Raw genomic sequence first — 22,894 nt, 5'->3', positions numbered from 1 at the left:
GCGGTAGGAGGAAAAGGCCTCATTTGGCCTTTTCCCTCCTGTTTTTATGCTTTTTTCTCTCTTTTTACGCAAATATTGGCTTTTTCCACCTAATAGGTGAAAGCGCAGAATGAGTTCCAATACTTAGTACTCCTGCCTTTCAGGTCAAATTCCTCCTGGGTTATGCCTGTACCTTACAAATAGGCTGATGATGCACAGGAAATTTTACAGAATTGGCAATAAAGCATAGCTCATTGGCCTTATGATGCAGCGCATTGGCTTTATCGGTATGGGCGGCATCGGTAATAGTTACTTCGGGGTGCAGGGTAACTTCTGAGAAATAGCCACCTCCGTCGTCGGTTTCCGTCATAGTACCGGTGGCATGGTCTACATAGTCTACTACCACGATGCCGGCAGCAGCGCAAAGATGCAGGTACCAGAGCATATGGCAGGAGGAAAGGGATGCTACCAGCATTTCCTCCGGATTGTACCGGCTTTTGTCGCCGCTGAAGGAAGGGTCGGAAGATCCGGGAATTTCGGGTTTACCAGCTACCTGTAGCACGTGGCTGCGCTCATAGCCCTGATAACTGGCCGTGCCATTGCCGGTATTGCCCGTCCAGCGGGTGGTCATTGCGTAGTGATGGGTACCTTTCATATATAAAAGTTTATCCGTTGTATTCTGCCAGTCTTTGGAGGAGCGGGAGGAAGGCTTCTATCAGCGACAGTTCTTCCGCCGAAAACAACTTTTCCATTGCCTTTACCAGCCATTCTTCTTTGATACGCCTGTTTTCATACAGGTGCTGAATGCCTTTTTCCGTCAGGGATACGACAGACTTCCTTTTATCGGTTTCGTCCATGACCCGGTTCACACAGCCTACTTCCTCCAGCCGGTTAAGGATCTGGGAAATGGCCTGTGCAGAGATCCGTTCCATTTCTGCCAGTGCAGAAGGGAGCAGCTTACCGTGCTGGTCAAGCAATCCCATCGTTAACAGCTCTGCATTCGAGAAATCGGACGAGATATTTTGTTTGCGCAGCTGCCTTACCAGGCGGGTGACCGTACTACGTAAGGACGCTGCTACTTCATAAGTTTTAGTAGGCATATAATAAAATCAATTTACAAAGTTACTTTACATTTTCTTAATAACGAATACCTACTTTCCCTCTCTTCTTTTGCCTAAAAAGTAGTACTTTTGTAAAGTAGCTTTATTAATTTACTTTATTAAGATGTCAGTATTTCGTTCACTTAAACACCACAATTTCAGACTACACTTTACAGGACAAGCCATATCACTGGTAGGCACCTGGATGCAACGGGTCGCCATCAGTTGGCTGGTATACCGCCTTACCGGTTCCGCTTTTTTACTGGGACTGGTCACTTTCCTTAGTCTGATACCCTCACTTGTGCTGGCGCCTTTTGCCGGCAGTTTTATAGATAGGCATAATAAATTCAAGGTGGTCATGGTTACCCAGATTGCCCTGATGCTGCAGGCGGGCGCCCTGGCAGCCATGGTCTGGCTGAACTATTACAGTATAGCCTGGATCTCCGCATTAAGCCTCATGCAGGGACTGATCAACTCCTTCGATACCACGGCCCGTCAGGCGCTGATGGTTGACCTGGTAGATAATAAGGAAGACCTGCCCAACGCCATTGCCCTGAACTCTTCTGCCTTTAATGCGGCCAGGCTGGTAGGACCTGCCCTGGCGGGTATTATACTTAGCTCTTTAGGGGAAGATGTCTGTTTCCTGATCAACTTCCTGAGCTTTATAGCAGTGATCTGCTGTTTGCTGATGATGAAGCTGAAGCTGATCCCCGCATCCCGCTCAGAAGTGAATATCTGGGGCGACCTGCGCAAAGGCTATGAATATCTGAGGGAATCTCCTGACCTGTCTTCCCTTATCTTATTGCTGGCGGCGTCCAGCCTGCTGGTGATCCCTTATACTACCTTATTACCTGTTTTTGCGAAGGATGTATTCCATGGCGACGCCACCACTTTCAGTTGGTTTGAGAGTGCAGCCGGATTGGGTGCATTATTCGGAGCGGTATTTATGGCTACCTTAAAGCCTGCTCATGACCTGATACGCCTGACTATTCTGTCCAGTACCATATTTGCCGTGGCCTTGCTCGGACTGGCAGTTTCTTCCTCCATGTTCCTGGCGCTGGTAGCTACAGCTGCTACAGGTGCGGGACTGATGATCCAGAACTCTGCCATCAATACTTACCTGCAAACACATGCTTCTTCGGAAATGAGGGCGAGAACACTGAGTTACTATATCATGTCTTACCAGGGAATGCTGCCAATCGGTAGTTTGCTGATAGGATACCTGGCGCACTTCTTTGGTGTGGGTGTCGTAGTATTCGTAGAAGGAATGCTGGGGATAGTAATTGTGCTGATATTCATGTTGCATCAGAGAGGCATCACCCATTGGTTAAGATGGCTCCATGTGATGCGTATAAGACATTTGCGCTGATAAACGCGAATACTGACAAAGCTACATACATACGGCCTCACCTCTACCAGTGCATCGCAGCAGATTTCCTGTCGCTTGCATTGATAGAAGTGAGGCCGTTTCGGATCCGGGTCCCGAGGCGGGAGTTCTAATTGAGGAGTAGGTAATTGAACCCGTCCAGGGTGGTCTGAACATCGCTGTTAGACAGCTTTGTGGTTTTCAACCGGATCGCTGTAAAGTTGTTTCCACCGCAGTTAGGGATGGAAAAGGGTTTCATGAAGGAATCACCCGTGTCAAAGTTGACAGTACTGGTGCCATAATAAGCATCTCCCCAGAGGGTGAATTGGATATCGACCTTATATGTAAGATCCCGTGGAGGAAGCGGCTGATTGAATAAAACGAATTCCTCATGCAGATCTCTTTCGTCCCCAAATACAATCACCAGGTCGTTGGGAAGTGATGACTGCGGATCGACGCCATAGATCTGTCCAAATAATGACAGTTGAATGATGCCATCTGCTTTTTTTAATTCTCTGTTATCAAGTGTAGCAACAGTGGTGATAAATCCTCCGGACGACACCTGTCCGCTTCTTGACAAATACCCTGGGGTGCCAAGATTAAGAATAGTGCTGAACGGCTGATCGATCTTCGATTTTAACATAGTATATGAAAGTTGATTTAATAATGATTCCGGTAGGCAACCTACACCGTGGCCAATGAGGACAGGAAGGGGCTCCCGGCCGCATTGACCACCATCTTGAAACTTAGATGACTGAATTGCAGTAGTGCAGGATTGGGGTTCAAACTAATGGTTAAATGGTCTGGGGTATAATCATGAGTTTTTGGGGTTTTGTTTAACAAACAATGGCAGGGTTTTCTGTATCATCGTTTGATAAAACAAAGATAGTGATGCGTTACGCAGTGGTCGTGCGTAGTGAAAAATGTGGATAAATAGCAAAGAAAAAAGCCTGTTGAATTGATGCTCAACAGGCTTTAGCATTGTAATAGCAGGGTAATAAACCGGAAGCGACTTATATCTGTACTTAACCATCTCAGCCATCCGCCTTGCAGCGGAGAGGGAATCGAACCCTCGTTTGTATTTTTTAATCGAAGTAACGCTTTCCTACGACACCTGTTAAAGAAGGTGCAAAAATAAACAGGGTAACAAACCGGAAGCGACTACACTATTGCTCTACCGACTGAGCTACCTGTCTTGCGACAGAGAGGGCCTCGAACCCCCGACACATAGTAACACGAAGTAACGCTTTCCTACGACACCTGTTCATGAAGGTGTTAAAGAAAAACAGGGTAACAAACCGGAAGCGTTTTCTTTTCCTTAAACGAAGTAACGCTTTCCTGACGACACCTGTCCTACAAGAAGTTTAAAACAAAAAACAGAATGGGGTAATGGATGGAAGTGAGTGATAGTTCCGTAGCACGGAACTTATCAGCGGCATTTGGAGTGACGAAGTAACACTTTCCTGACGACACCCATTCTGAAGAATGTAAAATAAAGCAGGGTAATAAACGGTAAACATATGATTCTAACCCGGTGCGCTAACCAACTGCGCTATCCGTCTTGCGACAGAGAGGGATTCGAACCCCCGCCCCCCGGAACCCTTACGAAGTAATGCTTACCAACGACACCTGCTTTTTTGTCAAACGTCCCTCCCTTTCAGAGGGATGTTTTTATGAGGTAACAAAAAATGAACTGCTATAAAGCAAGGCCGGCAATCTCCGTGATAGCATCGCTACCCTTTTCAATGGCATCCATTATCTCGAATACTTTTTCACTCCATCCCGCTATCAGGAATACATCATTCTGACGTACATCCAGCGGTACAGATTTATATCCTGCCAGGTCAAAGAGATACAGCTTCGCATTTGGAGCTATCTTTTTATACTCCGCCCACTTTGCTGCCATTGTGTTGGCCGCGGCTGTATTGTTGGTGTTGCTATCCCACAACTGTCCGTCTGTGAAGAGCATGATCTTATCCACTACATCTTTCCTTTTGATAAGATTGTCCAGCACCAGGTAACCATTTGTTGCGTATCCCACTTCTCCTTCCCGGCGATAGAACTCGTCTACATTAGCAAGGATGTTGTCTGGCGACATGCTCACTCTTTTCCATGTATCACCGAACATACCAGCAGTAACATACTCACATTTATGCTGTAACAGCATTCCTAACAGCAAGCCGATATCATACAGCATGACCTTACTCTTTGGAGAGATTGACTGCTGCATAGAACCTGATACGTCGCATGCTATTACCATACGGGTCTTCGCATCGAATCCTTTCAGGTGCTGTACAGATATCTGCAGCGCCTTTTCCAGTGCACGCTTAATGCTGACAATCATACCATGATCGATATTCTTCAGCTCACGATAGGCAGACAGGAAACGGAAAGGCAATTGTTTTGATTTCAGTACCGCTTCCCTGTCAGACAATGTAGCACACACTTTTTGCAGGTGCGCTGTGCTCACACCATAATCCAGCATATTACGCAGGTTACGTAACATAGCCATATAACCCAGCTGACCACTGTCGATCAGCCCCTCCCATACTGTTCTGAAAGCATTTGCTTTCTTTTCTGCTGAACTGTATGCCACCTGTCCTGCGGCAGACAGTTGTGTCTCCCAGGTATAAGGTGTTTGCAGCTCGTCGTTGACTATTTTATTGAATAGCATTTGCTGCGATTCATCTTTTGCTTTCGGGTGTACGACAAACAGTGCATCTTTCAATGTCACCGCTGCTTTACGGTTATATTTTGCAAACTGGTATTCATCAAATTTATTGAAGGCAATACCCAGTCCTTTCTGTAACTGCTTGCTCAGGTTATTCAGTTGTTTTATTTCCTTTCTGTCGTTGGCCAGTGCGTAATATGCCAGCAATTCCGTGATTTCATCCGCACGCTGTACAACACGGCCTGCCATCCGGCTTACCAGGTTGTCGCCTTTATGTGTCCGCGCCAGTTCTACCGTCAGTACTAATGGTACAGAACGCAGGTACATCTTTTCACGGGTATACACAGCCAGTCTGGCTACAAACGCCGGATCGTTCTTAGCGATCAGGGAACGGAGGCGTTCCAGCTTGTCTGTGGTTTTCTCATAAAACTGGTCCTGCAGAGAAGCGGTAACTACGGCACTATACAGTTCCATCTCAGGCGTCAGCGTGTAGGCCTTTGCTCCTTCGTGGTTGGTAACCGGTGTCTTAGTTTTGATAAAATTGAATCTCATGACCGTTTTTGTTTGTTTGATGATACAAAGTTGAAACGCTCATGCGCACTCTTTTTGCGCAGGATAAAATTTCTTTTAGAAATCTTTAAAATCTCTTCAAAAAGTGGTTGATAAATGTCAAGTCTATTTTTCGGCAAATGTCATTCAGGATGGATAAGTATATGGTTATCTTTGTTTAAACAGCCCAGACCCACAGAATCGAATTGTGAAAACTATCCGTTGGCAGCCCTTGGTAGCCAGCCCTTTTGTCGGGTATATTGAGTCCTGAGTGAAGCTAAAAAGTAACGTAAATGGAAAAAGCATTGTTGGCTACCCTGGAAGGTAGAAATGCAAAAGTGGGCGCGCTGTTGATCAATCACCTGGTCCCTAACCGGTATGTTCACGCAATAGGCCCTTTTGTATTAATAGACCAGATTTGCCCCGCTGGTAGCATGCCAGGTGAAATGCCCTCAGAAGCCGGAAAACATGCTCATCCCCACAGAGGAGTGGCAACCTTCAGTTACATCCTGGATGGGGAAATGGAGTATGCAGATAGCCATGGCAACCGCGCCACCGCCAAAACAGGCGACGCCCACTGGCTGATGTCGGGTAAAGGCATCCTCCATGAAGAAATACCCCGCCACACAACCCCGGGGCACTCCTTACATGCCATTCAGTGGTGGATCAACCTGCCTGCCGCTATCAAAGGACAAACGCCGGTATATATGTTCCTGGATCAATCCGATTTTCCCGACCTTACACTGCCGGATGATGCGGGAACAGCCAAAGTCCTCATCGGACATATCGGGAATGATACCTCACCCGTTCCAGTATATAATAACCACTTTATCTGTCACTTGCGCCTGAACCCCGGAGCAGAATACACCATGCCTGTGGAAAAACGCTTTGAATATGCCGTATTTGTGCCTGCCGGCGAAGCCATAGTAAATGGACATAAGCAAGGTTCTTCCTGCCTTTCCGTATTTGATTTCGGGGGAGATGAGATTGTTTTCCGCAATGAAAATGCCTGCATGGTGGATATTTTGCTGTTTGGTGGTGCCTCCCAGCACGAGCCTTTCGTCACAGAAGGCCCTTTTGTGATGAGCAACAGGGAAGAGATTGCCAATGCGTACAGGGACTTTTTTGAGGGGAAATACGGTTCCATCACCTATCAGGATAAAATCTGAGCATTCAGGGAAAAAAATACAATTCTTTGGGAATTATATACATTTTCTAAGGCATTGATTTGATGCAATTTTACATTGTCAATAACGACGAATAAAACAGATCAAACCTTATAAAAAATGAAAACTTTTAATGTACCAACAAGAGAAGAAGTAAGTCCCGCTAACCAGGTGTTGTTCGACAATCTGAAAAAAGGAATCGGTAAAGTTCCAAATCTCTATGCTACAATGGCACACTCTGAGCACGCACTGGGTGCTTACCTGGCATTACAGAGCAGTAAAACTTCTCTGAAAGCAAAAGAAAAAGAAGTGGTGAATCTGGTGGTAAGTCAGGTGAATGCGTGTGACTACTGTCTGGCTGCGCATACATATATCGCTAAGCTGAATGGTTTTACAGACGAGCAGATCATAGAGATCCGCAAAGGTGGCGCCTCTTTCGATCCTAAACTGGATGCACTGGCCCGTCTTGTGAAAAGTGCTGTTGAAAACAGAAGCAAACCTGATGCTGCAGCAGTTGACCAGTTCTTCGCTGTCGGTTATACTAACGAAAACCTGGTGGATACTGTGGTACTGATCGGTGACAAAATGATCACTAACTATCTGCACGGTATTACCCATGTACCGGTTGATTTTCCGGCTGCTCCGGCTATCTGATATTCTTGTCCCCAAGGTTGCCCCCGGGCTACCAGCACGGCGACCTCTAAGCGGGGCTACATACAGCAGCTTTTCCTCAGGTTATTAACCTGCTCCTTATTTTTCGTTCAATATATAGCTCACATAGAACAGTAACTGACCGCATCTTCTGCAAAGGAGATGCGGTCAGTTACTGTTCTATGTGGATTTCAATTCGCTGCATTACCCCCTCGTAGGGGGCTTTGTGTTTGTAGCGCGGGTGACAACCCCGGAGACGGAATAGATAATACACGGGTTTGTTTTTATAGAACCCTATTAAAAAAGATAGGCCCCCTCGTATAAACGAAGCGGCTTTCCTTCCTGATTAACATAACCATAGTGTACTAATATCTTCTACGAAAACTCAACTTTTTTATCATCACATCATCGTCTATATCAGAGATAAGACAAGTACTCTCCATCACCGACTTGCCGGCGCCTAAGAGGTACATATATGTGTTGAGTGAATGTGTGCAATCTGGTAACCAGCTGAGCGCAGGATCTCCCAGTGAATCGAGCGGAATACCGCTGTGCACATGGTCGTATCCAAAGGCATCCAGGATGGTGGGTACGAGATCCGGCAGATTGTAATAACGCTCACTGGTGGTGATCAATGCGTTATAAAAAGAAACGAAGGCCGGATCACCTACACAAGGAGAACCAAAGGTATAGGAGCGGCAGGGGTGCAGAGAATAAGCATCCCCCGCCGCAAATAATGTTGCCATCGCTCCCCCAAGACTATGACCGGTACAGACCATCGGCTGTACGTCATCGTCCGACTGCATATCGGTATAGCGTATGCTGTACCTGATGTATTTCAGCAATCCCTTGGGTTTCAACTGCCCCGGATCGGAAAAAGTCATATGATTGTATATATCCAGGAACCCCGATACTACATTCCCACTGTTATTACCAAACGGTCCGGGCGAAGGCAGGATATCCAGCTTCTCTGCCCAATCCAGATAATTGTCCGTGCCTTTCAGTGCCAATACATAAGTGGTCGGCGTCTCCGGAGAGAAATTGCTTTTTGCAAGAAATCCGCAATACCTCAATCCTCCTTTCCCTTTACCGGGATCTTTCATATGAATATTATACACAAGTGTATAACCTGGGGGAAAAACCGGATACTGTTCCTGTAATGGACTCTGCTCACTGACCTGGTAAGCGGCATGAATGAAATGTGCGTATTTCAATGCAACCGTCTGTATCTCCTTTACCATAGCCTCTCTTTTTAAACAGTGATTATGCAGTAAAGGTAGCCGCTGGCGGTTCCTCAGGGGGAGGAAATGGCATGAAATGAGGTTTTGGGGGTATAAGTGGTAGGATGGGGGGAATAAAACTCAGCCGATCGCTTCCTGAGAAATCATTTGAACTTCAGCTTGTTTACCAGATCTCTGAAATATGCCGGGCTCCAGATATCAAGGATGGATTCATCAGGAATAAACCTTACAATGTCTTCGCGGATCCCATCGAAGGAAACGGTCTCAATTTTATCCTTTAACAGATGAATCACCTGGTCTTGAGTGGCGGTTTCTTCTTTCCAGTTGCCTGTATCCTGTGCGCGAAGTAAAAAATGATGTAAGTCCAGTGGCACTCCTTTTTTAATATACCATTCCAGGTCATACCAATCTCTCCCCTTTACCCTTTGTTTCCAGTTGCGGAAAAGCAAAGCATGCATTTTACCCGCAAAAAGATTAGGTAACGTAAAGCATTTAACATAAAAGGAAAAGGGTTGTAATAACAGTTTTTCTTCTGTTTCAAATCCAAGAGGAGGCTCTCTATCAACTTCAAGCTTAATCTTAATTCCAGGAGAGGCCTGTATGCCAGCCTGGGGGATGATATCATCCAATACCAGTTCTTTCCATACAGTCTCAGATTTGAGAAAGGCGGAGTCTATGTTTGATGGAGGTGTTTTCTTTTTTTCCTTAATACTGACAGTCATCCCTATTGCCTTGAATTCGGTAATAATACCTTCGAAATATGGCTCCAGGGAAAAGTTAGGATCAACTTCCAACAGAGAAAAATCAAGATCCTCTGAAAAACGGTCCAAGCCATAAAATATCCTTAAGGCAGTACCTCCATAGAAAGCTGCTTTTTCAAAAAAGCCGGTTCTTTGCAAGCCTGCAAGGGCAACTTCCTGCATAATCTCGCGTAATGCCGCCTCTGCCTCATTCTTGTTTTGTGGCTTATATTTTTTTATCCATTCTTTGATCATAATACCTTAAGTGTTTTTATGAGCATCTCCAAACTGCTTTTCTTGGGAGCTTCCCCGATCCAGGAACTGATCTCATTCAAATCAAATTTACCTAACGTTTCTTCGTCTATTCGCAAGTCATCAATTAAAAATTCCTGCACCTGTTTGGAACTCCTGAGAGAAATGCCGGAAGTCATTACAATTTTATCACAAAGCGCCTTTTCCGGGGATGCTATCAGCACTACTTGTTTTGGAGTAAGAGACACGCTTTGAATCCCAAAAGAATAATAAGGCAAGGATATATGAAAATAGCTAAACCTGCCTATTGCAGTCTTATAGGTTTTAGTTGTTTTGATAGTTACCGAACTAATCTCATACACTCTTTCTGGAATCAAACCCCAATAAGAAAGTGCAGTTTCAAGAGAAATATAGCTCGGGCCCCAAAGGTGATTAGCAATAAGAAAAGGTTCAGGCCTGCGTATATCCATCTTCGGCCCGGGAACATAAAGGCCTTTTTTTATCGTAGTAAGCTCTCCTTTTTTGACCAGCTCATTTATTTTATCATTGGGTCGTTTGTATTCCTTTAACAAATTCATTATGAGCTGCCTTGTGAGTGGCTCCTCCGCATATTTCTGAATATCGTCTCTAAAGCTCATTTTGTCTAATTTTTGTATAATAATCGGAAAAAATCCGATTATTGTCAAAATATTTAACAACAAAAAAGGGAATGGCCATATATGGACAATCAATTAAAATCCGATCAGGTAGCAATGTAAGTAAATAACGATGTCTTCGATGGGGAATAGAAGCATCCCCCGGTTGGCAGAATTACTTTAGATTTGTTCTGTAACTATGATCTCGAATGCTATTCTCTATTAAAAGCCCGCCGAGTGAAACAGGATATTCCGGTAAAAAATAAGATCAGTCAGGAAAAACACATAAAAGCAGCTGTTTTCAGGAAGGACATCCGGAAAACAGAACCGCATAAGCACAAGCAATATTTTGAGATCATTTACCTCGCCCAGGGTAGCGGCGCTCACTGGATTGACGATGTGTGTTATGAAGTGAAACCTCCCATCCTGTTCTTTATTAAAGAAGACCAGGTACATAACTGGGACCTGCAGGACGTCCCCGGCGGATACGTGGTCATTCTGAAGAAGGAGTTTGTGGAGAAAAGCCTTGATCCGCAACTGGAAATGTTACTGACGAAAGTAGGGGATATCCCTTGTTTAAGGATAGAAGATACAAATACCCTCAACCAGCTGTTTGAACTGCTGGTACAGGAAGGACAATCTGAGACGGAGCATACCTTCCGGATCATGGAAGGATTGCTGAAGATCTTGCTGATCAAAATACAGGAGGTCGCAGGACTGGAACTGCTCAGACCCTCCAGGAGGGGAGACCTTTACCAGTCATTCCTGGAACTGCTGAGTACAGGCATTCCAGCCAGGAATACAGTCAATTATTATGCAGAACTGCTGAATACCACGCCACAGCATCTGAACATTGCCTGTCGTAATGCTACCGGTACCGGCGCTGCAGAGGTACTGGCCGGGTTTATCATAAAGGAGGCCAGGCGTTTGCTGTTATACACAGATAAAACGGTATCTGAAATCTCGTTCCTCTTAAATTTCAACGATCCCTCTCATTTCGTAAAGTATTTCAAACGATTATCAGGATCTACTCCACAGAGCTTCCGTTCTACGAAGTAGGATACCAAACTATCGTCAAAATATACCATACATCAGCATGGCCGTTCTCTAATTTTATGCGATGTTAACGATTGCCCACCACCGGCATAAATCGTATCACGGTTCATGATGAAAAGTTTCCTTTGTTCTTATTACCGGTTCATGGTGTTAACCGTCAGCCTGTGGGCGGTCAGTGTGTTCCAGCATGCCAGGGCACAACAGCAGGTTATTTCAGTAAAGGATGTTTTATCCCTTATACAGTCGCAGCAACTACAACTGGCGGGCTATAAGGAACAGGCCAACGCAGCCGGCTTTAATGTGAAGATCGCTAAGAATACGATGATGCCTGAAGTAACTGCTGGCTATCAGGCAGGCTATGCCACGTACAACAATATTACCGGCATGAGTTATCCCGGATTGATATTGCCAATCAGTGGTCCTCCTTCTTCCGGTAATGTCTATGACCCCGTTCCGGGAACTGCGTTAGGTGCCATGGTAAAATGGAATCCCCTGACATTCGGCCAGCGACAGGCTGCAGTAGAAAAGGCGGCTGCGGAATATAAGCTGGCGAATAGCTTTTACAATGACGCTCTGTTCCGTCAGCAGTACATGGCTATTGCAACTTATCTGAATGCGGTGTATCTGCAACGGTTGGTGGAAAGTTATAAGGCCAATATTGCCCGTACCCGTGCAGGACTGGAACAATCATTGGTATATGCTGCAGAAGGATTGCGTCCCGGTATTGATACCACCCAGTTTCAGGCAGCGCTGGCACAGGCAGAAACAGAACTGCTGCGCACACAAGGCCAGTATTATATGGAACTGACGGAGTTGTCGCGTATTGCTGCCATCCCCGCTTCTCCCGACAATATCAGCTTATCAGATACACTGCTGGCCACACAGCTGCCGGTCGCAAAAACCGATACCCTGAAAATGACGGATCATCCGCTCTTCCAGTATTATGAAGCAAAGAAGGAAGTGAGTGAGGCTGCATTAAAAGAAGTGCAGCGCTTATGGCGCCCACGGCTCGATATATGGGCGAATGCGTATGCCAGAGGTTCCGGTGTTGGCGCAGATGGAACGATTGATAAAGCAAATGGCTGGAGCCTCACCCGGAAGAATTATGGCGCCGGTATACAGGTCAGCTTTCCTATACTGCAGTTTACACAGATAAACCTGCAAAAGAAACAATATCAGGCCACGGTAAAAGCGGCAACAGCAGAGATGGGGCAGATATCAGTGAACCTGCAGAAGCAACAGGAAATTGCACAGTTCAACTATCGTCAGAGTCTTTTGATAGCCCATCAGAGTACCGTGCAATCGCAGGCAGCCAGGTATGCCTATGATGGTCTTACACTGAGTTATCAGAGTGGACTGATAGATTTTACAAGATTGATACAGGGGCAATATGACCTCTTAAAAGCGGAAACCAATGAGGCAGGAGCACTATTGCAGGCATGGCGGGCATTGCTGGAAATATCCATCGCCAATGGCAACCTGGAGGAATTTACCGGCAGCATAAAATAAAGATATTATGAAGCTTATTATTTCGGCATTACGGCATCCTGTTACTATCCTCGTGGCGGTGATCGGCATTGTTTTCTTTTCTGTGCTGTCTGTCAGGAATACTAAAATAGACATCTTCCCCCGCCTGGGATTGCCGGTAGTATATGTCGCGCAGCCCTATGGTGGTCTTTCTCCTGAACAGATGGAAGGGTTCATCACCTCTTACTACGAATACCATTTCCTGTACATCACCGGTGTAAAATATGTCACTTCAAAAAGCATTCAGGGTGCTGCCATTATCAAGCTGGAGTTCAACGAAGGCACAGATATGAGTCAGGCAATGGCAGAAGTGGTAGGCTATGTGAACAGGTCCCGGGCATTCATGCCGCCTGGCACAGTGCCTCCATTCGTGACCCGCTTTGATGCGGGAAGCGTACCGGTAGGACAGCTGGTATTCAGTTCTGAAAACCGCTCACTGGGTGAAATAGCCGACCTGGCATTGTTCAAGGTGCGCCCTATGTTCTCTACTTTACCGGGTGTATCTGCACCACCTCCTTTCGGTGGAAATCAAAAGACAGTATTGATCACCGTAGATCCTGAAAAGGTGAGAGGTTATGGCCTCGCGCCCGATCAGATCGTACAGGCGCTGGCTAAATCCAATACCATCTCTCCGGCAGGAAATATCCGCATCGGAGATACAACTTATATCACACCGCAGAACAGTGTCATTGAAACCTTGCAGGACCTGCAGAATACACCTTTGCAAATGGGCGCCGGCCCGGCAGTATATGTAAGAGACATTGCAACGGTAAGTATGGGCGCTGACGTAACTACCAGTTATGCACTGGTGAACGGCAAGCGTGCGGTATATATTCCTGTTACCAAACGGGCAGATGCTTCCACCTGGGATGTGGTACAGCGGGTAAAAGCCGCATTGCCCGATATGCAGGCAGCCATCCCTTCAGATATCAAAGTAACCTATGCATTTGACCAGTCCGGGTATGTGATCAACTCACTGAAAAGCCTCTTGTTTGAAGGTGGGATAGGAGCACTGCTTACTGGTTTGATGGTACTATTGTTCCTGGGCGACAGGCGCAGTGCACTGATCGTAGTGATGACCATCCCGCTGGCATTGCTTTGCTCTGCCACATTGCTTTACCTGACAGGGCAAACCATCAATATCATGACCCTGGGAGGATTGGCATTGTCAGTGGGAATACTGGTCGATGAAGCCACCGTAACGGTAGAGAATATACACCGTCACCTGGAAGCCGGTAAAAGTAAGGCCAGGGCTATTGCTGATGGGGCGAAAGAAATTGCTGGTCCGAAAGTACTCATCCTGCTCAGCATACTGGCGGTGTTTGTACCCGCTGTATTTATGAACGGTGTGCCGGGCGCCATGTTCCTGCCTTTATCGCTGGCCGTGGCTTTTGCTATGATCGCCTCCTTCTTTTTGTCGCAGACCTTCGTGCCGGTGGCCTCCAACTGGTTCCTGAAACCGCATTTAAATATAAGAACTGCCCAGCCTCCCGGTCGCTTCGAGCGATTTAAGAGCTGGTATGTTACTAATGGTAGCAAGCCGGTATTTGATAAAAGCTGGGTAACTGTGCTGTTTATATGCGTGTCTTTACTGCTGGTTATATTGTTGTTCAGAGGAGCAGGTACAGCGCTTTTTCCCCGTACAGACAGCGGACAGGCACAGATCCGTATGCGCCTGCCGGTGGGTACCCGTTTTGAACGTACGGAAGATGCCACCCGGAAGTTGCTGGCACTAACAGACAGCATCGCAGGTAAAGGCAATGTAGAGCTCACCTCTGCTTTTGTAGGGACACAGCCATCCAGTTACCCGGTGAACTATATCCACCTCTGGACAGGCGGACCACAAGAATCGGTGGTGCGTATAAAGCTCAGAAAAGGTGCTATCGAAATGCCTGTTTTCATGGAATCATTACGCGCTGCCGTGAAGAAAGAAATGCCTGCTGCTACTATCTCCTTTGAACCGGGCGACATAGTAGAGCAAGTGTTAAACCTGGGCAATACCAATCCTGTGGAAATAGCCGTTGCAAACAGAAACCTGGCGGAAGGAAAGGCAACCGCGGTACAACTCATGAAGAAGTTATCAGTGATACCAGAACTCCGCGACCTCCAGATCACCACTCCGCTTGAATATCCTGCCATCAGACTGGATATAGACAGGGTAAAAGCAGGCCAGTTAGGACTCAGTACAGAACAGATCTCAAGATCGCTGGTAACAGCTACTTCTTCCAGCCGGTTTACCAGTCCCAGTTACTGGCTGGATAAAACAACGGGAACAGCTTACCAGGTACAGGTGCAGTACCCGGAATTCCGGATGAACAGCACCGCACAGCTGGAAGCAATTCCTGTGGCAGGAAGTGATGGTAAAACCCATTATCTCAATGAAGTAGCCTCCTGGAAATACACCAGTATAGCCGGGGAATATGACAGGTTGAATCAGCAGCGTTACATCACTATCACTGCCAATATTCAATCGCAGGACCAGGGAGCTATATTCAAACGTGTGAATAAGGCTATAACAGAGATGGGGAAATTGCAGAACGGTGCACGTATCCTGTTACGCGGTCAGCCGGAATTATTGCAACAGACGTTAACAAGCCTGCAGTTCGGTTTACTGGTAGCGTTGGTTGTTATTTTTATGTTGATGGCGGTTTACTTTCAATCCTTCCGTGTAGCCTTAGCTGCCTTGTCAATTATTCCCGCGGTGATTGCAGGCGCACTGCTCTTCCTCTATATAACAGGCAATACGCTGAATATACAATCCTACATGGGCATCATTATGGCCGCGGGAGTAGCCATTGCCAACAGTGTATTGTTCATCACAAATGCAGAGTATTACCGGCGTACCGGCGATAACCATGCCTACATGCTGGCAGCAGAGAACAGGTTGCGTCCTATCCTGATGACCAGCGCCGCTATGATAGCAGGTATGATACCCATGGCACTGGGATTATCTGAAGGTGGTGATCAGACGGCGCCTTTAGGTATTGCAGTGATAGGAGGTTTGTTATTTTCCGCAGTAGGTGTATTGTTTTTCCTGCCTCATATTTACCGGTCATATACAGGAAAAAGGCCTTACAGATTTGTATCTCTCGACCCGGACGATAAAGACAGTATTTATTATGACAAAGATAAATAAAGCCGCCGGGCTGCCATCAGCCCTTGCTATCTGTACAGTTTACCTGCTGACTGCCTGTGGCGGTCCGGAGCATACAGACACCACTGAAATCGGTACTGCGAAAGATACCGTAGCGGCATTCATTGTGCAGCAGGATACCCTGCATAAAACAGTAGAGTTGCCGGCTGAATTATTGCCTTATGAATATGCAGATCTCTATGCGAAAGTGGAAGGATTTGTTCAGGAGATGAAAGTAGATCTTGGTGATAAAGTCAGGAAGGGACAGGTACTGGCGGTTATCAAAGCGCCGGAAGTGAATAGCCGTTTTGCAGAATCGGAAGCCATCGTATTATCTGCAAAATCTAAATGGACCTCCAGCAAAGACCATTACGAGCGCCTGTATCGTGCTTCTCAGGCTAAAACACCGGGTATAGTAGCGCCTGTTGATCTTGAACGCAGCAGGAACCAGATGATGGCCGACAGCAGCGCTTATGTGGCCGCTGAAAAGCAGTCGCAGGCATACCGCGACGTATCAGGTTACCTGTATATAACGGCGCCTTTCAATGGCATTATCACCGCCAGGAAAGTAAATGCTGGTGCTTTTACCGGAACGAGTACGCCTTTGCTGACTATACAGGATCTCCACCTCTTGCGTTTACGGGCTGCAGTGCCAGAGATGTATACAGGAGCAGCCCGGGCTGCAGGCGGTATAGATTTCAGGGTAGATGCTTATCCGCTGGAACGCTTTGCAGCAAAGCTGACCCGTAAGTCAGGAACGATCGATCCTGCTACCCGTACGGAATTATGGGAGTTTGAAGTGCCTAATAGTGAAGGAAAGCTCAAGGCCGGCGCCTTTGCCTATGTGAAAATAGCCTTACAGCGGGATATGCCCTCCCTGATAGTACCTGCCACTGCAATAGCCACTACACAGGAAAGAAAGTTTGTGATCAGAGTGAAAGAAGGGAAAGCCGAATGGGTAGACATCAGGCAAGGGATCACTACTGATAAGGGAACTGAGATATTTGCAGGCATACAACCGGGAGACACCTTGTTAATGAAGGCTACCGATGAACGGAAACCCGGTAGTACTGCCTATTGGAAGGTGAACAAATAAGTGCGTTATCACGCATTCTGCCTGACAATTTGTTCCAGGTTAGCTACCGGAACTACGCCAGATTGGCGCCATACTATCTTTCCCTGTTTAAACAGGATCAGTGTAGGCACACCCTGCACCTGATACGCATTGGCCGCAGCAGGATTTTTATCTACATCCACTTTGATAATGGTGGCTGCATCACCTACCCGTTGCTTCAGCTGATCCAGAATAGGCGCCTGCATCTTACAAGGGCCGCACCAGGTAGCAAAGAAATCCACCAATACCGGTTTATCACTATTTATAATCTCTGAAAACGTTGCCATATTTTATGCTGTTAATACGTACGAGGTAACACAAAAAATATGCAAAAGTACTGCTGCCTGTACTTGTGGCAGTCCCTGCTATTTTAGAAGATAGGGATCAACCCGCTCCCTATCATCTCCTATATTTACAGATATATATATGATTTGTACAAGTCGTAAAAATCCGGAAAATGTGATCTTTGTACGGCTATCTAATTCTTTAATAGTTAACGTAAACAAGATGGAATACAGATTTTTAGGAGGATCAGGATTGCAGGTGCCGGTATTGACATTTGGCACCGCCACTTTCGGTGGAAGTAATGAGTTTTTTAAGGCATGGGGAAGTACACAGGTAGAAGAGGCAACGCGGTTGGTAGACATCTGCCTCGACGCCGGCGTTAATTTATTTGATACCGCAGATATTTATTCTGACGGACTTTCTGAAGAGATATTGGGAAAAGCTATTAGTGGGAAGCGCGATAAGGTGCTGATATCCACTAAATCCACTTTTCCGATGAGTAGTGGTCCCAGGGAAGCTAACTACCAGGGATCATCCCGTTTTCAGCTGATCAAAAACGTGGAAGCCAGTCTGAAACGCTTGAATACTGACTATATCGACATCTATCACATGCACGGATTTGACGGCAATACACCTGTGGAAGAAGTAATGCGCAGCCTGGATGATCTGATACAGAGTGGTAAGGTACGTTACATTGCAGCCTCCAATTTCTCAGGATGGCATCTCATGAAATCCCAGGCGGTAGCTGACAGATACGGATGGAATAAGTATGTGGCCCACCAGGTATATTATTCTCTCGTAAACAGGGAATATGAGTGGGAACTAATGCCGCTGGGCATTGATCAGAAAGTAGGTGCATTGATATGGAGCCCGCTGGCAGCAGGGATGCTCGGAGGTAAATACCGCCGCAATCAGCCATTCCCGGCAGACAGTCGTGTAGTGCAGGGTGGTAGTCCCGTACCTTCATTTGCAGTGCCTGATGAGTTGTTGTATAAGGTAGTTGACGCATTAGATGAAGTGGCCGCAGAAACAGGTAAAACAGTAGCACAGGTAGCCATTAACTGGTTATTGCAAAGACCAACAGTAGCCAGCATCATTATCGGCGCAAGGAATGAAGAACAATTGAAGCAGAACCTGGCAGCAGTAGGATGGAACCTGACTGTAGAACAAGTAAAAAAACTGGATGCTGCAAGTGAGACACCGACCATTTATCCATATTGGCATCAGCGGCAGAATCTTACTTTGAATCCTTTACCGAAGTTTTATTAAGTAGAGAAGCTTTATTGTTTATAAAAGAAGAGACCCGCGTTGTACATGGTACTGACGCGGGTCTTGCTTTATAAGCGATGCGATTATTTTACGGCTGTATTAGGTTTGTAATCTGCATACCATTGACCCAGTGGAGTCAGTTTACCATCAGCACCTACGAGTGCAGAAGGCCATAACCTGGTGCTGGTAGGAGCGCCTGAGAACCAGGAATAACGGTGTACAAATGGTAATGCCTCCAGTTTCGGCAGCAGGCGTTGCATAAATGCCAGTACCTGATCTGGTCTGTACATATTCCCATCAATAGTTGTAGCTGTATTATCTACGGTACCAAATTCGGTGATCCAGATAGGCAGGTGGTATTTATCATAAAGATCCTGCAGGGTTTTTACGAAGTGTACATCATCCAGACCTACATACATGTGTACGCAGATGAAGTCTACACGGCGTTTCTGCTGGATGGCCTTATCAAGGAATTCATAGATCCAGGTTTGTGTTGGCCATACAGCAGCAGGACTACCCAGCGGTAAGCCAATGCTTTCCAGTTTAGGCCAGAGGTCCAGCGCCTGCTGTACTGTCATATTGGACTGATCGCCGGCGTCAGGTTCATTAAAGCCCAGTACATATTTCACAGTACCGGAAGCTTTCATTCTTTTAACAGAGTCGATCAGTGCATCAGTCACATTACCTTTTCCCCAAAACATCGCTACGAATTCACAATTCTGCGGTACTGTCTTAGCAGGCATGGTAGTGCCCCATGTATAATACCAATGACTTTTCAGATTTACCACGTTGGTATACCATGTGCCGTTGGTGGTATTGGTGCTGAAGTCTGCGCCTTTTTTACCGGTTTTAGGCGCTACATAGCTGCTGTCATCTTCTTTTCCACCACCGCCGCCGGGTGTAGTAGTAGGCGTGTCTTTGTCTTTACTGCAGGCGACGAACAGGGACAAGCTCATTAAGAGCGCGAGTTTCAATTTGGTCATTCCAGGATATTTTGTTGGCTTCAGAATATGGTTGTACTTGGATTTATAGAGTGCAATGATATTGCTTTTTAATATTATTTGATGTTATTATTCAAAGTAGCATCAATAGGCGTTACCGTAGTATAATAGTTATTGTCTGAAAATCAATAGCCAACAGTGTTAAGGCGAAATGCTACTATCATTATTGATATTATGTCATCCCCTTATCTGGGGATGCATTTCAACCGTTTTTGGGGGCATCAACAATAAAGAGACCAGCATAACTTTGCGAACCGGATTAAAAGAAACAAAGGTCCGGTCAGTGAACAACAACCATAGCTTTATATGAGAAAGAGAATGATCGTACGTATAACAGATATGCTCCTGCGTGCGCTACTGCTGATCATAGTAGGGGCTTATATCTACCTCAAACCAATTGCCGCTGCTGATACTGCTGCCAGCGAGATGCCTGCAGTATTGAAGAACCTCGAAAGGAATGAGTTTCCGCTGCAACAGGATTCCATTTCAACTGCGGGAATGCTTTTATTGGGAAAAATAAAGGCCGGCGCTGTTGGTTTGGTACATCAGTCATCTTCTCCGAAAATATTTTATGTCCGAAAAATGAGACAGCCTGCTATATACAATTATTGAAAAACCTGAAGGTATACTTTAAGAGTGATGAAGTGTTATTATCCTGATTATCCTTAGAAGACACACTTGTTGTGAGTAGGCCGGTCGGGAGACCGGCCTATACTTTATACGACATATTGTTGTTCAAGATATTGGTAGATGGCAATCATATCTGACGCTCCCAGTCCTTTCGCCAGGGCCTCCTGTAAGGTATCAGAAAGCGCATTGCCTGCGGGCGTATCCATGCCCTGTGCCTTTGCCAGCCTGATATCTTTTGCCAGCAGACTTAAAGGGAATGAGGGTGTAAAATCATGATTGATGATACTCTGTGATTTGCTCCTGGATACCACACTGGCCAGCGGTCCGTCGTTGATCAGTGGAAGGAGTTGTTCAGGAGAGACACCGTTATTTTTAGCGAATATAACGGCTTCCGACAGTCCCTGCAGTGTAATCCCCAGGAAGGTATTAATAGCCAGTTTTGCATAGTTGCCGGCCCCATTCTCACCCAGCAGGTATGAGGCCTTACCTAGTGCATTAAAGATAGGTTTAGCCCGTTCAAAATCCTCCGGACGGCCCCCGGCCATAATAACCAGTTGTCCTTCCTCAGCAGGTTTTACACTACCGGATACCGGTGCATCCATGTACCAGATGCCTTCCGCCTCACATAAGGCTGCCAGCTGACGGGTAGTATCAGGAGAAACCGTGCTCATATCAATAGCCAGCATATCTGTAGGCAGGGTAATGGAAAGAATACCTTCCGGTCCCTCGTATACTTCTTTGAGCGCAGCATCGTCGGTAAGCATGGTGATTATCACATCCACATCTTCCACCAGGTGTTTAGGGCACCTGGCTACCTCTACGCCCAGCTTTTCCTGCAATGCAACAGCCTTCTCAGTAGAACGGTTATATACTTTTACCTTAAAACCGGCTTTTACAAGGTTTGTTACCATTGGTGTTCCCATATTGCCCAGACCGGCCCATCCTATTTTCAGATGATTCATAAGCAGCTTTTTGGTGGTGTATATAAATCTAGGAAAAACATGGTAAAGGAGCGCCATTTGCGCGCATGTTTTTAAAAGTATACTACCTGTATCGTCAAAACTGTAGTTGATGAACAAGGCTTCTCCCCGGTTTTTATATTAGCCCGAGGGTATACCTTAGTTAAAGATAACCGATGCTTTCAGATGAGTAATATAATTGATCCTGTCTGAATGGTCTGCCGCTGGTAACTGCTTCCAGGATGGCGCCTGATAGCTTTCGTAAGTTGTTGCTGCACCTACTTTCACTGTTTCTACCGTCTGCAGATGTGCCGGGATCTTCGCACCAAACCAGTGCGCATCTTCCTGCTGTGACCAGGTAGCCAGCGTAAGTACTGATCCTGCCGGATAAGCACCTGCAGCGCCGCTTCTGGCATGTTGTACGGCAATGCCGTTCCCCAGTAGTACGGTGTGTGTCTGTTTTTTATTATCGATCACGGAGGTAATCAGCTGTTGTTGTACCCCACTCACTACTTTATCAGGTCTGTCGGCATCTGCCATGGTAGGCGTAAAGACGAAGTCATTGTCTTTCATCGGCTGGTGACAGTTCACACATTCCTGTGTAAATGTTAGTGTTTTACCATATGGTTTCAGGTCATTCCCTTTCCATCTGGCCCAACCCCAGCCTGCGGTGCTGGCATATTTTTTATCATCTTTTATCATGAACTCCACCTGTTTCAGTTCGCCGGTATTGGCAACAAGGCTGCTATCAGTCAATTGTTCCCAGGCTACTTTGGCGAATATGGCGCCATTGGGCCATGGATTGGTCTGGTGTTTATTAATCGCCTCTATTGCAACATCGTTGCCCAGGATCACCCTCATCGTACCGTTATCGAACCTGTCTGAGATGTTCACGATCTGCCAGTCTCTGTAATCATGTATATATGGGATGCCATTGGGAGCAGGTTGTACTTCCTCCACAGAAGGAAGCGCTCCGGCAGCCCACTTGCTGAATTGTTGTTGTGCCACGGCAATACGGGAGGTGTCAGATATCTTAACAGGTGCCAGTCCGCCGACATATGTCTTAAGGATATTAATATCCTTTTCCGTTAGTCTGGCATCTCCATGGAAAGCCGTATAAGAGGGGAGTGGCATCGTACCGAACATCACCTGGTTGACAGACAGGAAGAGATTGGCTTTCCGGTCGCCGGCAGAGAGGCTGTCCCAGTTGGAGAAGTTCAGCGCTTCCCTGCCATCCCTGATATGACCGGCTACCAGCCAGGAAGCGGGAGCTATCTTATCAAACCATTTCAGTTTGGTCTCATTCGAATGACAATCATAACAGGAAGCATGCAGGATGCGCGCTACATCAGGAGGCGCCTGGATATCTCCTGTAACAGGAGGATGAGAGATACCAGGCCTGATAAATTGTATCAGGATCAATACTCCGGCAATAACCAGGGCGATGTTTACAAGTCGTTTTCTGAGGAAGTTGGATATAGACATTATTGGGCCGATTTGTTGTGCTTACCGGCAAAATTGCCTGTAGAAAATACGAATGGCAAGAAGAAATTGTTGTACGGGTGGAATA

Annotated in this window: 20 protein-coding genes; 9 read left to right on the top strand and 11 right to left on the bottom strand. The window is 46.3% G+C overall.

Going from position 1 to position 22,894, the window contains the following annotated elements; all coding sequences use genetic code 11:
- Positions 1–160 precede the first annotated feature (160 nt).
- Together BLR32_RS01630 and BLR32_RS01625 are read right to left on the bottom strand one after the other, a co-directional pair.
- The gene (locus BLR32_RS01630) at positions 161–634 is read right to left on the bottom strand and encodes an OsmC family protein (RefSeq protein ID WP_089828493.1); all 474 of its coding nucleotides are present in this window, start codon (positions 632–634) and stop codon (positions 161–163) included.
- Positions 635–644: 10 nt separating this feature from the next.
- The gene (locus tag BLR32_RS01625) at positions 645–1,079 is read right to left on the bottom strand and encodes a MarR family winged helix-turn-helix transcriptional regulator (protein ID WP_089828492.1); all 435 of its coding nucleotides are present in this window, start codon (positions 1,077–1,079) and stop codon (positions 645–647) included.
- Positions 1,080–1,203: 124 nt separating this feature from the next.
- On the opposite strand from BLR32_RS01625, the gene BLR32_RS01620 reads away from it, so the two are divergent.
- Positions 1,204–2,448 carry an MFS transporter gene (locus BLR32_RS01620; protein WP_089828491.1) on the top strand — a complete coding sequence of 415 codons (1,245 nt, stop codon included), beginning with the start codon at positions 1,204–1,206 and terminating at the stop codon, positions 2,446–2,448.
- Between the two features lie 127 nt (positions 2,449–2,575).
- Here BLR32_RS01620 and BLR32_RS01615 read toward each other — a convergent pair whose 3' ends face one another.
- Both BLR32_RS01615 and BLR32_RS01610 read right to left on the bottom strand, forming a co-directional pair.
- The gene (locus BLR32_RS01615) at positions 2,576–3,088 is read right to left on the bottom strand and encodes a hypothetical protein (protein WP_089828490.1); all 513 of its coding nucleotides are present in this window, start codon (positions 3,086–3,088) and stop codon (positions 2,576–2,578) included.
- A 1,053-nt stretch (positions 3,089–4,141) separates the two neighbouring features.
- A complete protein-coding gene (locus BLR32_RS01610; RefSeq protein ID WP_089828489.1) occupies positions 4,142–5,668 on the bottom strand; it encodes a TROVE domain-containing protein in 1,527 nt (508 codons plus the stop codon).
- Between the two features lie 290 nt (positions 5,669–5,958).
- Between BLR32_RS01610 and BLR32_RS01605 the strand changes: the two genes are divergently transcribed.
- Positions 5,959–6,834: a pirin family protein gene (locus BLR32_RS01605; protein ID WP_089828488.1), complete on the top strand. Its 876-nt coding sequence runs from the start codon at positions 5,959–5,961 to the stop codon at positions 6,832–6,834.
- 117 nt (positions 6,835–6,951) lie between these two features.
- Positions 6,952–7,485: a carboxymuconolactone decarboxylase family protein gene (locus tag BLR32_RS01600; protein WP_089828487.1), complete on the top strand. Its 534-nt coding sequence runs from the start codon at positions 6,952–6,954 to the stop codon at positions 7,483–7,485.
- Between the two features lie 362 nt (positions 7,486–7,847).
- Here the strand turns inward: BLR32_RS01600 and BLR32_RS01595 are convergent, their stop codons facing one another.
- The 3 genes from BLR32_RS01595 to BLR32_RS01585 all read right to left on the bottom strand — a co-directional run bounded on the left by BLR32_RS01595 (position 7,848) and on the right by BLR32_RS01585 (position 10,353).
- On the bottom strand, positions 7,848–8,723 hold the full coding sequence (locus BLR32_RS01595; RefSeq protein WP_089828486.1) for a lipase family protein: 876 nt from the start codon (positions 8,721–8,723) through the stop codon (positions 7,848–7,850).
- A 143-nt stretch (positions 8,724–8,866) separates the two neighbouring features.
- A complete protein-coding gene (locus BLR32_RS01590) occupies positions 8,867–9,718 on the bottom strand; it encodes a nucleotidyl transferase AbiEii/AbiGii toxin family protein (RefSeq protein WP_089828485.1) in 852 nt (283 codons plus the stop codon).
- Positions 9,715–10,353 carry a type IV toxin-antitoxin system AbiEi family antitoxin domain-containing protein gene (locus BLR32_RS01585; RefSeq protein ID WP_089829872.1) on the bottom strand — a complete coding sequence of 213 codons (639 nt, stop codon included), beginning with the start codon at positions 10,351–10,353 and terminating at the stop codon, positions 9,715–9,717. The genes BLR32_RS01590 and BLR32_RS01585 overlap by 4 nt, the downstream gene beginning before the upstream one ends.
- 234 nt (positions 10,354–10,587) lie before the next feature.
- Here BLR32_RS01585 and BLR32_RS01580 point away from each other — a divergent pair, with 234 nt between their 5' ends.
- From BLR32_RS01580 to BLR32_RS01565, 4 genes are all read left to right on the top strand, one after another.
- The gene (locus BLR32_RS01580) at positions 10,588–11,409 is read left to right on the top strand and encodes a helix-turn-helix domain-containing protein (protein ID WP_089828484.1); all 822 of its coding nucleotides are present in this window, start codon (positions 10,588–10,590) and stop codon (positions 11,407–11,409) included.
- A 105-nt stretch (positions 11,410–11,514) separates the two neighbouring features.
- Entirely contained in the window at positions 11,515–12,915 is a 1,401-nt protein-coding gene (locus BLR32_RS01575; RefSeq protein WP_089828483.1) for a TolC family protein, read from the top strand.
- Positions 12,916–12,922: 7 nt separating this feature from the next.
- Positions 12,923–16,069, top strand: coding sequence for an efflux RND transporter permease subunit (locus BLR32_RS01570; RefSeq protein ID WP_089828482.1), 3,147 nt, complete (start codon positions 12,923–12,925; stop codon positions 16,067–16,069).
- Positions 16,053–17,162: an efflux RND transporter periplasmic adaptor subunit gene (locus BLR32_RS01565; RefSeq protein ID WP_089828481.1), complete on the top strand. Its 1,110-nt coding sequence runs from the start codon at positions 16,053–16,055 to the stop codon at positions 17,160–17,162. Before BLR32_RS01570 ends, BLR32_RS01565 begins: the two co-directional genes overlap by 17 nt.
- Before the next feature lie 8 nt (positions 17,163–17,170).
- Here BLR32_RS01565 and trxA read toward each other — a convergent pair whose 3' ends face one another.
- On the bottom strand, positions 17,171–17,467 hold the full coding sequence (gene trxA / locus BLR32_RS01560) for a thioredoxin (RefSeq protein WP_089828480.1): 297 nt from the start codon (positions 17,465–17,467) through the stop codon (positions 17,171–17,173).
- A gap of 220 nt (positions 17,468–17,687) precedes the next feature.
- Between trxA and BLR32_RS01555 the strand changes: the two genes are divergently transcribed.
- Positions 17,688–18,734 carry an aldo/keto reductase gene (locus tag BLR32_RS01555; RefSeq protein ID WP_089828479.1) on the top strand — a complete coding sequence of 349 codons (1,047 nt, stop codon included), beginning with the start codon at positions 17,688–17,690 and terminating at the stop codon, positions 18,732–18,734.
- Positions 18,735–18,817: 83 nt separating this feature from the next.
- Here the strand turns inward: BLR32_RS01555 and BLR32_RS01550 are convergent, their stop codons facing one another.
- Entirely contained in the window at positions 18,818–19,717 is a 900-nt protein-coding gene (locus tag BLR32_RS01550; protein WP_089828478.1) for a glycosyl hydrolase, read from the bottom strand.
- Between the two features lie 324 nt (positions 19,718–20,041).
- On the opposite strand from BLR32_RS01550, the gene BLR32_RS01545 reads away from it, so the two are divergent.
- Entirely contained in the window at positions 20,042–20,347 is a 306-nt protein-coding gene (locus BLR32_RS01545) for a hypothetical protein (protein ID WP_143011325.1), read from the top strand.
- 104 nt (positions 20,348–20,451) lie between these two features.
- On the opposite strand, the gene BLR32_RS01540 is transcribed toward BLR32_RS01545, so the two are convergent.
- Both BLR32_RS01540 and BLR32_RS01535 read right to left on the bottom strand, forming a co-directional pair.
- On the bottom strand, positions 20,452–21,327 hold the full coding sequence (locus BLR32_RS01540) for an NAD(P)-dependent oxidoreductase (protein WP_176842125.1): 876 nt from the start codon (positions 21,325–21,327) through the stop codon (positions 20,452–20,454).
- Between the two features lie 156 nt (positions 21,328–21,483).
- Positions 21,484–22,809, bottom strand: a complete 1,326-nt coding sequence (locus BLR32_RS01535) for a cytochrome P460 family protein (protein ID WP_218124135.1) — start codon at positions 22,807–22,809, stop codon at positions 21,484–21,486.
- Positions 22,810–22,894: the final 85 nt, after the last annotated feature.

The sequence above is a fragment of the Chitinophaga filiformis genome (assembly GCF_900102545.1).
Lineage (GTDB): Bacteria > Bacteroidota > Bacteroidia > Chitinophagales > Chitinophagaceae > Chitinophaga > Chitinophaga filiformis.
The sequence above is the reverse complement of the archived record's forward strand: the minus strand, read 5'-3'. Positions and strand labels throughout refer to the sequence as shown.

Coding starts and splice junctions, on each gene's coding strand:
- BLR32_RS01590 (WP_089828485.1), bottom strand. CDS start 9,718: ATGATCAAAGAATGGATAAAAAAATATAAGCCACAAAACAAGAATGAG.
- BLR32_RS01535 (WP_218124135.1), bottom strand. CDS start 22,809: ATGTCTATATCCAACTTCCTCAGAAAACGACTTGTAAACATCGCCCTG.
- BLR32_RS01610 (WP_089828489.1), bottom strand. CDS start 5,668: ATGAGATTCAATTTTATCAAAACTAAGACACCGGTTACCAACCACGAA.
- BLR32_RS01620 (WP_089828491.1), top strand. CDS start 1,204: ATGTCAGTATTTCGTTCACTTAAACACCACAATTTCAGACTACACTTT.
- BLR32_RS01625 (WP_089828492.1), bottom strand. CDS start 1,079: ATGCCTACTAAAACTTATGAAGTAGCAGCGTCCTTACGTAGTACGGTC.
- BLR32_RS01550 (WP_089828478.1), bottom strand. CDS start 19,717: ATGACCAAATTGAAACTCGCGCTCTTAATGAGCTTGTCCCTGTTCGTC.
- trxA (WP_089828480.1), bottom strand. CDS start 17,467: ATGGCAACGTTTTCAGAGATTATAAATAGTGATAAACCGGTATTGGTG.
- BLR32_RS01570 (WP_089828482.1), top strand. CDS start 12,923: ATGAAGCTTATTATTTCGGCATTACGGCATCCTGTTACTATCCTCGTG.
- BLR32_RS01545 (WP_143011325.1), top strand. CDS start 20,042: ATGAGAAAGAGAATGATCGTACGTATAACAGATATGCTCCTGCGTGCG.
- BLR32_RS01565 (WP_089828481.1), top strand. CDS start 16,053: ATGACAAAGATAAATAAAGCCGCCGGGCTGCCATCAGCCCTTGCTATC.
- BLR32_RS01540 (WP_176842125.1), bottom strand. CDS start 21,327: ATGAATCATCTGAAAATAGGATGGGCCGGTCTGGGCAATATGGGAACA.
- BLR32_RS01595 (WP_089828486.1), bottom strand. CDS start 8,723: ATGGTAAAGGAGATACAGACGGTTGCATTGAAATACGCACATTTCATT.
- BLR32_RS01630 (WP_089828493.1), bottom strand. CDS start 634: ATGAAAGGTACCCATCACTACGCAATGACCACCCGCTGGACGGGCAAT.
- BLR32_RS01575 (WP_089828483.1), top strand. CDS start 11,515: ATGATGAAAAGTTTCCTTTGTTCTTATTACCGGTTCATGGTGTTAACC.
- BLR32_RS01605 (WP_089828488.1), top strand. CDS start 5,959: ATGGAAAAAGCATTGTTGGCTACCCTGGAAGGTAGAAATGCAAAAGTG.
- BLR32_RS01600 (WP_089828487.1), top strand. CDS start 6,952: ATGAAAACTTTTAATGTACCAACAAGAGAAGAAGTAAGTCCCGCTAAC.
- BLR32_RS01615 (WP_089828490.1), bottom strand. CDS start 3,088: ATGTTAAAATCGAAGATCGATCAGCCGTTCAGCACTATTCTTAATCTT.
- BLR32_RS01555 (WP_089828479.1), top strand. CDS start 17,688: ATGGAATACAGATTTTTAGGAGGATCAGGATTGCAGGTGCCGGTATTG.
- BLR32_RS01585 (WP_089829872.1), bottom strand. CDS start 10,353: ATGAGCTTTAGAGACGATATTCAGAAATATGCGGAGGAGCCACTCACA.